This window comes from Dietzia sp. SLG310A2-38A2 (genome assembly GCF_014145095.1).
Lineage (GTDB): Bacteria > Actinomycetota > Actinomycetes > Mycobacteriales > Mycobacteriaceae > Dietzia.
This window is the reverse complement of sequence record NZ_JAALDX010000285.1, coordinates 5,505-15,763: the sequence shown is the minus strand read 5'-3', so window position 1 is coordinate 15,763 and position 10,259 is coordinate 5,505. Positions and strand designations below refer to the sequence as shown.

The 10,259-nt window shown below is 69.4% G+C and carries 12 protein-coding genes; 7 read left to right on the top strand and 5 right to left on the bottom strand.

Features of this window, described 5'->3' with window-relative positions:
- On the bottom strand, nucleotides 1-511 hold a 511-nt coding region (locus G6027_RS10565; RefSeq protein WP_182637141.1), incomplete at its 3' end, for an acetoacetate decarboxylase family protein.
- A gap of 146 nt (nucleotides 512-657) precedes the next feature.
- Here G6027_RS10565 and G6027_RS10560 point away from each other — a divergent pair.
- Nucleotides 658-843 (top strand): hypothetical protein, encoded by a 186-nt coding sequence (locus G6027_RS10560; protein ID WP_179523718.1) that lies wholly within the window; start codon nucleotides 658-660, stop codon nucleotides 841-843.
- A gap of 64 nt (nucleotides 844-907) precedes the next feature.
- Here the strand turns inward: G6027_RS10560 and aspA are convergent, their stop codons facing one another.
- Nucleotides 908-2,368: an aspartate ammonia-lyase gene (aspA, locus tag G6027_RS10555; protein WP_182637140.1), complete on the bottom strand. Its 1,461-nt coding sequence runs from the start codon at nucleotides 2,366-2,368 to the stop codon at nucleotides 908-910.
- 117 nt (nucleotides 2,369-2,485) lie between these two features.
- On the opposite strand from aspA, the gene G6027_RS10550 reads away from it, so the two are divergent.
- The 3 genes from G6027_RS10550 to G6027_RS10540 are packed head-to-tail and all read left to right on the top strand — an operon-like array spanning nucleotide 2,486 to nucleotide 4,436.
- The gene (locus G6027_RS10550; RefSeq protein ID WP_182637139.1) at nucleotides 2,486-3,271 is read left to right on the top strand and encodes a phosphatase PAP2 family protein; all 786 of its coding nucleotides are present in this window, start codon (nucleotides 2,486-2,488) and stop codon (nucleotides 3,269-3,271) included.
- Entirely contained in the window at nucleotides 3,271-3,789 is a 519-nt protein-coding gene (locus G6027_RS10545; protein ID WP_182637138.1) for an O-acetyl-ADP-ribose deacetylase, read from the top strand. The genes G6027_RS10550 and G6027_RS10545 overlap by 1 nt, the downstream gene beginning before the upstream one ends.
- A gap of 5 nt (nucleotides 3,790-3,794) precedes the next feature.
- Nucleotides 3,795-4,436 (top strand): hypothetical protein, encoded by a 642-nt coding sequence (locus G6027_RS10540; protein WP_241727023.1) that lies wholly within the window; start codon nucleotides 3,795-3,797, stop codon nucleotides 4,434-4,436.
- Nucleotides 4,437-4,511: 75 nt separating this feature from the next.
- Here G6027_RS10540 and htpG read toward each other — a convergent pair whose 3' ends face one another.
- Nucleotides 4,512-6,515, bottom strand: coding sequence for a molecular chaperone HtpG (htpG, locus tag G6027_RS10535; RefSeq protein ID WP_182637137.1), 2,004 nt, complete (start codon nucleotides 6,513-6,515; stop codon nucleotides 4,512-4,514).
- A 132-nt stretch (nucleotides 6,516-6,647) separates the two neighbouring features.
- Here htpG and G6027_RS10530 point away from each other — a divergent pair, with 132 nt between their 5' ends.
- The 3 genes from G6027_RS10530 to G6027_RS10520 all read left to right on the top strand — a co-directional run bounded on the left by G6027_RS10530 (nucleotide 6,648) and on the right by G6027_RS10520 (nucleotide 8,621).
- Nucleotides 6,648-7,214, top strand: a complete 567-nt coding sequence (locus G6027_RS10530) for a maleylpyruvate isomerase N-terminal domain-containing protein (RefSeq protein ID WP_182637136.1) — start codon at nucleotides 6,648-6,650, stop codon at nucleotides 7,212-7,214.
- A 141-nt stretch (nucleotides 7,215-7,355) separates the two neighbouring features.
- Nucleotides 7,356-7,784, top strand: coding sequence for a VOC family protein (locus G6027_RS10525; protein WP_182637135.1), 429 nt, complete (start codon nucleotides 7,356-7,358; stop codon nucleotides 7,782-7,784).
- 60 nt (nucleotides 7,785-7,844) lie between these two features.
- Nucleotides 7,845-8,621, top strand: coding sequence for an SDR family NAD(P)-dependent oxidoreductase (locus tag G6027_RS10520; RefSeq protein ID WP_182637134.1), 777 nt, complete (start codon nucleotides 7,845-7,847; stop codon nucleotides 8,619-8,621).
- A gap of 115 nt (nucleotides 8,622-8,736) precedes the next feature.
- Here the strand turns inward: G6027_RS10520 and G6027_RS10515 are convergent, their stop codons facing one another.
- A complete protein-coding gene (locus G6027_RS10515) occupies nucleotides 8,737-9,567 on the bottom strand; it encodes an amino acid ABC transporter permease (protein ID WP_182637133.1) in 831 nt (276 codons plus the stop codon).
- Nucleotides 9,564-10,226 (bottom strand): amino acid ABC transporter permease, encoded by a 663-nt coding sequence (locus tag G6027_RS10510; protein ID WP_182637132.1) that lies wholly within the window; start codon nucleotides 10,224-10,226, stop codon nucleotides 9,564-9,566. Before G6027_RS10510 ends, G6027_RS10515 begins: the two co-directional genes overlap by 4 nt.
- Between the last annotated feature and the right edge of the window lie 33 nt (nucleotides 10,227-10,259).

Here is a 10,259-nt window from a genome sequence, read left to right as displayed (position 1 = left end):
GGCCGGGGAGCGGCACTCCCAGGCGGGTGTCGAGCTTCAGGTCGATGCCACCGGCTCCCGAGGACCCGACGGCTCCCAGCCGAGCGTCGTCCAGGGCTCCACCGGCCGTCCCGACCATGTCGCCCTTCCACTTGGGAAAGCCCCAGAGTTCGTTGCCCGCCGCGAGGGTGAAGTCCTGGTCGACCGGCAACTCGTGGATGTGCTGCTGGACCCCGACTCCCGGGACCTTGACCTGGAATGCCAACCCCACCTCGTGGTATCCACCCAGGACGTTGCCCGGGACGTCGTGGTAACGGACGTGGATCATCGTGACCGGTGTACGGCCACCCGGGAGGGACACCGGCTCGGCCCCCGCGGAATCGAGGACCGCGGACTGGGGCCCGGCGGCGATGAGCCGCCGGGCGACGGCTGTCCGCGACAGGAATGCGGCGCCCGATATCGAGGCGGAGACGACAGGGACCGGGAACGTGATCTGGCGGCCCGCGACGACACGGGTGGTGGGAGAACTCATACCCCGACGTTAGCCGCTGCGGTAACAGGTTTCACCATGTTCCGGGGCTAACGTCCCGGCGCCTACCGCAGATAGACCAGGTAGAGACGGGCACACGGTCCGCCCACGCGGCACAGACCGCGCCGATGCCCACCAGGAGGCACACCATGTTGAAGGCACTCGCCGACTTCTTCGCCCAGTTCGACTTCACCGTCGGTTCGTCCGCCGCGATCAACGGCTTCATCTCCGGCTCCACCGCCGCTCTCGAGCAGTCGTTCGGGTTCGACAGCTCGATCGGCCAGCTCGCCGTGAGCAGCATCGGACGGGTCGGCCCCGTCGAGAACGGCGCCTGACCCGACTCCACCGACACCGGAGAACCCCCGGTCACCCCCTCGGGTGGTCGGGGCCATCCGCGTCTCAGGTGGGGTCCGACAGGTCGTCGGGCGGGGCCGCTGCCAGCTGCCCACTCGACTTGCCCTTGTACCGGGGCCGCAGCAGGTTCGCGGGGGACAGGATGTCGTCGACCTCCTCCGCCGAGAGCAGGCCCATCTCCAGCACGACCTCGCGGACGCCACGGCCCGAGCGCGCGCACTCACGACCCACCAGGTCACCGTTGTGGTGGCCGATCACCGGGTTGAGATAGGTGACGATGCCGATCGAGTCCATGACATTGCGGCGGGCCACCTCGACGTTGGCCGTGATTCCGCGCACGCACTTCTCCGTGAGCGTCTCGATCGCCTTGGTGAGCAGGGAGATCGACTCGAACATCGCCTGCGCGATCACGGGCTCCATCACGTTGAGCTGCAGCTGACCCGCCTCGGCGGCCATCGTCACCGTGACGTCGTTGCCGATCACCTTGAAGCAGACCTGGTTGACCACCTCGGGAATCACCGGGTTCACCTTGGCCGGCATGATCGACGACCCCGCCTGGAGCTCCGGGAGGTTGATCTCGTTGAAACCCGCGCGCGGGCCGGAGGACAGCAGCCGCAGGTCGTTGCAGATCTTTGACACCTTCGACGCGGTCCGCTTGAGGGCGGCGTGGACGTTGACGTAGTCGCCGGTGTCGCTGGTCGCCTCGATGAGGTTCATCGCCCCGGTCACCGGTAGACCGGTCACCACCCGCAGGTGCTCGACGACCGCACGCCGGTAGTCGGGCGGCGTGTTGACGCCCGTGCCGATGGCCGTGGCCCCCAGGTTCACGTCGAGCAGCATCCGGGCCGCCGCGCCGAGTACGTGGAGCTCCTCGTCGAGGGTCACCGCGAACCCACCGAACTCCTGGCCCATCGACATGGGGACGGCGTCCTGCAGCTGCGTCCGGCCCATCTTGAGGACCTCGCGGAACTCCTCCGACTTGTCGTAGAAGGCCTCCCGCAACGCGACGATCGCCGGCTCGAGCCGCTCGAGGGAGTGCCACAGGGCGATCCGGAAACCGGTCGGATAGGCGTCGTTGGTGGACTGCGAACGGTTGACGTCGTCGTTCGGGCTGATGACGTCGTAGGCACCCCGGGGTCGGCCGATCCGCTCCAGCGCGAGGTTGGCCACCACCTCGTTGGTATTCATGTTCACCGAGGTACCGGCCCCGCCCTGGTAGACGCACGAGGGGAACTGGTCCATGCAGCGACCGTCCAGCAGGATCTCGTCGCACGCACCGACGATGGCGTCCGCGACGTCCGGGTCCAGTACGCCCATCTCGAGGTTCGCCAACGCGGCGGCCTTCTTGACCATGACCATCCCGCGGATGAAGTCCGGGATGTCGCTGATGGTCGTGGAGTCGATGGGGAAGTTCTCGACGGCCCTCACGGTGTGGATCCCGTAATAGGCGTCAGCCGGGACCGCCTTCTCACCGAGCAGGTCTCGTTCCACACGGGTCTGGGTCATACGTCCTCCGCTGATCGGGTCGACACGATCCACAGTAGACACGGCCCGCGGGGAGCGCGCGGTGTCACTGTTCGCGGGGATCCCCCGCCGCTGCGCGACCTTGCCTAGGGTGTGGGCATGCCGCGCACGACGACCTCCCGGCGCACCCGGGCCCTGGCCACGGCGAAGGACGTCCTGCGCCCACTGACCCCCTCGGACGGGGTCCTGGGCAGCATCGTCGACAGGGGCCAGGTGCCCCTTCCGCGCGGGACCTGGGCGATATTCGGCGTCGCGTTCGCGGGCTTCGCACTGCCGGTCATCGGGTTCGTCGAACTGGCCGAGCGGATCAGCTCCGGTGCCAAGCTGCCCTTCGACCGGCCCGTCATGCTGTGGTTGCGCCGGCGGCACACCCCGCGCACCACGCGGATCGTCAGGGCGGTCACCGAACTCGGCGGCGTCACCGCCGTCCCGGTCTTCGCGCTCGCCGCCGCCGGCTACCTGGCCTACGTGCGGGGCAGCCGCCGACCGGCCGCGTTGCTCACGGTGTCCCTGGTCGGGTCCACCATCATCAACTCGGTCCTCAAACTGATGTACCGGCGCGACCGTCCCACCTTCTTCACCCACATCGTCGAGGAGAAGAGCTACTCGTTCCCCAGCGGGCACGCCATGGCGAGTGCGGCGCTCGCCGGCTGCGCCTGCGTGCTCGCGTGGCCCACCGGGTGGCGGTACCCGGTGATCGCGGGATCCAGCGCCTACGTTCCCGCGGTCGGCGTGACCCGCATGTATCTCGGGGTGCACTTCCCCAGCGACGTCCTCGCCGGCTGGTGCGTGAGCCTGGCCTGGGTGGGCGAGGTGGCCACGATCATGTGGCTCGTCGACCGCCTCGACTACTCCCCGCCGCTGATCTCGCGTCCGGAGTCGTGATGAGCACCCACGCCCGGGTCCTCCTGCACCACGGGGACATCACCCGACTGCCGGCGGACGCGGTGGTCAATGCCGCCAACGCCACACTGCTGGGAGGCGGTGGCGTCGACGGGGCGATCCACCGTTCGGGCGGCCCGGAGGTCCTGCGGGAGTGCCGGGAACTGCGCGCCGCCCGGTTCCCTGACGGGCTCCCCACCGGGCAGGCGGTCGCGACCGGGGCCGGCGAACTGCCCGCCCGGTGGGTGATCCACACCGTCGGGCCGGTGCACGGTCGTACGCGGGACGGCGCCCAGCGGCTGGCCGACTGCTACCGCAACTCCCTCGCCGTGGCCGACGAGCTCGGGGCGCTCACCGTGGCGTTCCCACTCATCTCCGCCGGCGCCTACGGGTGGCCGCGCGACGAGGCCGTCCGTACCGCGCTGGACAGTATCGCCACCACCCCGACCACCGTCGAGGCCGCCACGCTCGTGCTCTTCGACGCCGCCACCCTGCGCCTGGCCGAATCTCTTGTGGGCTGAGTCCCTTGTCGTCTGACGCGCCCGTGTGCGCTGCCGCAGCTCAGTCGCCTGACGCGTGGGCGGCTACTCCGGAGCGGGTTCTGACCGAGGTCTTCGCCCCGTGGGTGGTGCTCACGGCCGGCTCGCTCCACCTCGGGCACCGGGTGGGCTCGCCAGGCTGGGGCGTGGCGACCGCGGCGGGGCTGGGAGTGGTACCCCAGGCTGCGATCGCCTGGCGAGTGCGACGCAAGGCCCTGTCCGATCACCACGTCACCCGGCGGGAGGACCGCCCGCTGGTCATCGCCGGCATCGCCGGGTCGGTGGCGACCCTGATGGTGGCCCAACATCGCCGCGAGGCGCCTGTCGAGTTACGACGGATGACCCGGGCGGCCCTCGTGGCTCTGGGCGTCGCCGGCGCGGCCACCACCCGCGTCAAGGTGTCGTTCCACACCGCTGTGCTGGCCGGTGTCGTCTCGGTGCTCGCCCGCGAGATCTCACCCGGCTATTGGCGACTCCTCGTTCTGGTGCCCGGAGTGGCGTGGGCACGGGTGCGGATCAGCCACCACACCCCGGTGGAGACCGCGCTGGGCGGCCTGATCGGGGTGGCCTGCGGGTACTGGGGCGGGGGCACGATCACCACGCCGTCCGCCCACCCGACTGCGAACTGAGGACCGCGAACCGAGGACCACCGCCCCGCGGGACCAGAACCGGGTGCCCGCGGGGCGGCGAAGGGACCGCCGGCGTCAGATCCGGTCGACCAGCAGCTTGGCGAAGGCGGCAGGGTCGGCGAGCGTCCCCCCCTCGGCCAGGACGGCCGCACCCGAGAGCAACCGCGCCGTGTCCGCGAGGCCCGGTGCCGACGGGTCCTCGGAGTACTGCGACCGCAGCCGCTCGACCAGAGGATGCGAGGGGTTGAGCTCCAGGATCCTCTTGCTCGCGGGCAGCTCCATGCCAGAGGCCCGGTACATGGCCTCGAGCTGCGGGGTCATGTCGAACTCGTCGCCCACCATGCATGCCGCGGACTCGGTGAGCCGCTGCGACAGCCGCACCTGCTTGACCTCGTCGGACAGCTCCTCGCCCAACCACTCGAGCAGCCCGGTGAACTCCGCGGAATCCGCCTGGTCCTTCTCCTCCTCGGCGGGGGAGCCGATACCGGACAGGTCCACGTCGCCCTTGGCCACCGAGCGCAGGCGCCTGCCGTCGACCTCGCCGACCGCGTCCACCCACACCTCGTCAACGGGGTCGGTGAGTACCAGCACCTCGACGCCCCGCGCCCGGAAGGCCTCCAGGTGCGGGGAGTTCTCCACCGCCGCGCGGGACGTACCGGTGAGGTAGTAGATCTCCTCCTGCCCCTCGGCCATGCGGGAGGTGTACTCGGCGATGGTGGTGCCCACCTCGTCGTCGTCGCCCCCGGTGGCATCGTCGGAGGCTGCGCGGGTGGACGCGAAGGTGCTCACGGCGAGGAGTTGCTCTCGGGCGTCGACGTCGGAGATCAGGCCCTCCTTGAGGACCGCGCCGAAGTTCTTCCAGAACGCGCGGAACTCCTCCGGACGGTCGGTCCTGATCTGCTCGATGGTCTGCAGCACCCGCTTGACCAGGCGCTTGCGGATCGCACGGATCTGGCGGTCCTGCTGCAGGATCTCGCGCGAGACGTTGAGCGAGAGGTCCTGGGCGTCGACGATGCCCTTGACGAAGCGCAGGAACGGGGGCACCAGTTCCTCGCAGTCGTCCATGATGAACACTCTTCGGACGTAGAGTTGAACTCCGCGTTTGGTGTCCGGGGAGAAGAGGTCGAACGGCACCTGCGTGGGCAGGAAGAGCAGTGCCTGGTACTCGAACGTCCCCTCGGCCTTGAGGGTGATGGTCTCCAGCGGCTCGTCCCACGCGTGCGAGACGTGGCGGTAGAACTCGGCGTACTCCTCGTCGGTCACCTCGGAGCGGGGCCGCGTCCACAGCGCCTTCTGGGAGTTGAGCGTGACGGTCTCGGTGAGGGTGTTCTCCGCGCCCGGGTCGTTGCCCTCGTCGTCGTCCCCCGTCGGTTCCGGCGCCGGGCGCTCCACCTCCATGCGGATCGGCCAGGCGATGAAGTCCGAGTAGGTGCGCACGACCCGGCGCAGCGTGGACTCCGCGGCGTAGTCGGGCAGCGCCGCGTCCCCGCCGGCGGGCTTGAGCTGCAGGATCACCGAGGTACCCTGCGGGGCGTCGGGGGCCTCCTCGATCGTGTAGGTGCCCTCGCCGCCCGAGGTCCAGCGCGTGCCCGTGGTCTCGCCGGCCCTACGGGTGACCAGCGTGACCGCGTCGGCGACCATGAACGTGGAGTAGAAACCGATGCCGAACTGGCCGATGAGGTCCGCCGTGACCTGCTCGCTGGCCTCGCCCGACTCCTGTGCCGCGCGGGCCGCGGCGAGGGCCTCCCGCATCTGACCGGTGCCCGACTTGGCGAGCGTTCCGATGAGGTCCACCACCTCGTCGCGGGACATCCCGATGCCGTTGTCCCGGATCGTCAGCGTCCGGGCCTGCTCGTCGGGGATCAACTCGATGTGCAGGTCCGAGGTGTCGACCCCCAGCGAGGAGTCCTGGAGCGCGGCCAGCCGCAGCTTGTCCAGGGCGTCGGAGGAGTTGGAGATGACCTCTCGGAGGAAGGTGTCCGGGTTGGAGTAGATCGAGTGGATCATCAGATCCAGCAGCTGCCGGGTCTCGGCCTGGAACTCCCGGGTCTCGGCTGCGCCGGAGGTCTGCGGGCTCATGGTGGCGGCGGTTCCTTTCTGGTGGACTGGCGGACGCGACCCGTTCGGGCGCGCCCGGTGCCGTGCGCGACGTGCTGTTCACGACGACACGATCAACCTACTGTGGGGCCCGGACATTCCTGAGGAGCTCCCGTGACCACGAATCCGCTGCCCGACACCCACCTGGCCGTCCTCGATGCCGCCACCGCACTGTTCGGCCGCGCACTCGCCGGCGGGCTCGACGGCGACTGCGAGGCGTGCCCCGGCTGGACCCGTCGCGACTGCGCCAACCACGTCCTCGGTGGCGGGCTGCGGTACGCGGCCTACTTCCCGCGGCTGCCTGAATCGGAGATCGCCTGGACCCGCACCACGGACCATGCCGGCGAGAAGCCGGTGCCGGCGCTCTACCGCACGTCCGCCGGTCTGCGGAAGGAACTGGCCAGGGCCCCCGACGCCGACGCACCGGTCCCCCACCGCCTGGCCGAGATCCCCGTGCGGGACCTGCTCGCCCTGCGGATCGTCGAACTGCTCGTCCACGCTCACGACCTCGACCCGTCGACGTGGGACTCACCCGAGGCGGACGAACTGGCCGGGTGGTGCCTGGACCACGCCCGTGAGGTGCTGGAGCTGATGAGGTCCTTCGACGTCCTCGCAGAGGCCCGCGCGGCCCCTATCGGTGCAGACCCCCGCGCGCGACTCCTCGCGCTCTCCGGGCGATAGCCGCCGCCCGGACCGCGACCCGTCGGCGGCCGGAACGTCGGAGAGGATTTTCTCGTGACTCCGGTAAGTGCGCGGGCTAGCGTCGACAATGCGGAGAACGCCTCAGGCACGGGCCGGGGCGCGCACGCGAGAGGATCCGCGATGGCCATGCAGTCCAGCCCCTACATCTCCTTCCCGGGCAACGCCTCCGAGGCGTTCCCGTACTACCGCGACCTCTTCGGTGGTCGACTCGATCTGATGACCTACGCCGAGATGCCGCCGATGGAGGGCTTCCCGGGGACCCCTCCCCCCGGATCAGTCGCGCACGCGACGCTGGAGGCTCCGGGCATCACCCTGACCGGCGGTGACAACATGGGCGAGGACCTGCCCCTGCTCGCCAATGACGTCTACTCGTTCCTGCTCGCCTTCGACACCACCGACGAGGCCCGCGCCTTCATCGCCACCGTCTCCGACGGCGGGGGCGAGTTGGCGATGCCGTTCGAGGTGGCACCCTGGGGCGACCACTACGGTCAGGTCAGGGATCGGTTCGGCATCCGCTGGGACGTGGTGGTCGACGGTTCGGCCGGGTGATTTCCGGCTGAGCGACCCGTGACGCCCGTCTCGATCACGTCCGCTTGTTACGGTTCAGCCATGGATATCTCCGGAGCAAGTGCAATCGTCACGGGCGGTGCGTCGGGAATCGGCGCCGCCGTCGTCCGTCAGCTCGCCGCGCAGGGTGCGAAGGTGGTCGTCGCCGACCTCAACGCCGAGAAGGGCGAGGCCCTCGCACGCGAGGTCGGGGGCGTGTTCGTGGCCGTCGACGTGACCAAGACCGAGGACAACATCAAGGCCGTCGAGGCCGCGCTCGAGCTGGGTCCGCTGCGCTACCTGGTCAACTCGGCCGGCATCGGCTGGGCGCAGCGCACGATCGGCCGGGACGGCGAGTTCGCCTCGGCCTTCGACATCGACTCGTTCCGCAAGGTCATCGACATCAACCTCATCGGCTCGTTCGACATGCTTCGACTGGCCGCCACGGCCATGTCCCGCGGCGAGGCCGACGACGACGGTCAGAAGGGCGCGATCGTCAACATGGCGTCCGTCGCCGCGTTCGACGGACAGATCGGACAGGCCGCGTACTCCGCGTCCAAGGGCGGCATCGTGGGCCTGACCCTGCCCGTCGCCCGTGACCTGTCGGCCGCCGGGATCCGCCTCAACACCGTCGCCCCCGGCCTCATCGACACCCCGATCTACGGCGAGGGCCCCGACTCGGAGGCGTTCAAGGCCAAGCTGGGCGAGAGCGTCCTGTTCCCCAAGCGCCTCGGCTCGGGCGACGAGCTGGCGTCGATGGTCATGGAGCTGCTCACCAACCCCTACATGAACGCGCAGACCGTGCGCGTCGACGGTGGCATCCGGATGCCACCGAAGTGAGCTGACCCCGTCGGCCTCCCACGAGGTCACCACAGCGGACGAGGGCCCCGCCGGATCGGATTCCGGCGGGGCCCTCTTGCGCACGGGTCCTGACGCGGGTCGCGCCCTGCGGTGGTCAGGCCCTGGCGCGGCGCTTCTTCAGACGCCCCTCGAGGTAGACGGCGAGCTTGGTGAGCGTGTAGTTGATGATCACGAAGAGGATGCCGGCCACGATGTACGCGGGAACGGTGTTGGCGTAGGCGGAGCCGAGGGTCTTGGACCAGTTGAGCAGCTCCAGGTAGGTGATTCCGTACCCCAGTGCGGAGTCCTTGAGGACGACGACGAGTTGGCCGACGAGAGCCGGGAGCATGGCCGTGAGCGCCTGGGGGAGCTGGATCGAGCGCAGCACCTGCCCCGGGGTGAGCCCCACCGCGAGTCCCGCCTCGGTCTGCCCCGAGGGCAGACCGTGGACTCCCGAACGGACGAGCTCCGCGATGACGGCACCGTTGTAGAGGGTGAGCGCGGTAACCACCGCGGCCAGCGGCGCGTGCTGGTTGGGCACGATGTTCGAGGTGGCGAAGTACCCGAAGTAGGCGAACACCATCATCAGCAGTACCGGGACCGAGCGGAAGAACTCCACGATCACGCTGCAGAACCACCGCAGCGGGGCGAACGGCGAGAGCCGACCCATGCCGAAGAGCAGCCCGAAGATCACCGCGAGGACGATCGAGATGGCTGCCGCGGTGAACGTCCCCTTGAGACCGGGGATCAGGTAGGAGGTCCACACCTCCGGATCGGTGACGAACGGCTCCCACATGAACGCCTGCAGCTGGCCGGCGGCCTCGAACTGGATGTAGACCACGTAGGCGATGCCGACGGCGATCAGGGCACCGATCACCGTGAAGATCCTGTGGCGGAGGCGGGCCTTGGGGCCCGGGGCGTCGAACAGGACGGCCTGGGTGCTCATCGCTTCACCGACAGCTTCCGTGAGAGGGACGTGGTCCAGAGTCCGATCGGGAGGGTGAGGATCACGAACACCATGGCGAAGAAGAAGAACGTCGGCAGGCTCGCACCCTCGTTCTCCGTGATCACCTGGAGCAGACCCGCCGAGTCGCCCACGCCGATGACCGCGGCGACCGTCGAGTTCTTGATGAGCGCGATGATGACCGAACCGAGGGGGGCGATGGAGCCTCGGAACGCCTGCGGGAGGATCACCTCGCGCAGCGACTGTCCGAATCCGAGTCCGATCGACCGGGCCGCTTCGGCCTGACCCACCGGGACCGTGTTGACGCCGGAGCGCAGGGCCTCGCAGACGTACGCCGCGTGGTAGACGGCGAGCATGATCGCGGCCCACCAGAAGGCGTTGCGGGCGAAGTCGTCCGAGACGGACAACCGGAGGATGAAGGACAGCCCCAGGATGCTGAACACCATCAGCAGGGTCAACGGCAGGTTCCGGAAGATGTTGACGTAGGAGGTGCCGAGTCCCCGGAGGACGGCCACCGGGGAGACCCGCAGGATCGCGATGATCGTCCCCAGCACCATCGCCCCCGCCGTCCCGAGCAGCGAGAGCTGAATGGTGACCCACACCGCCCCGAGGACGTCATAGTCGGCGAAGATATCGCCCATGGTCCACCTTCCGTCATGAGGTGTGGAGGGCCT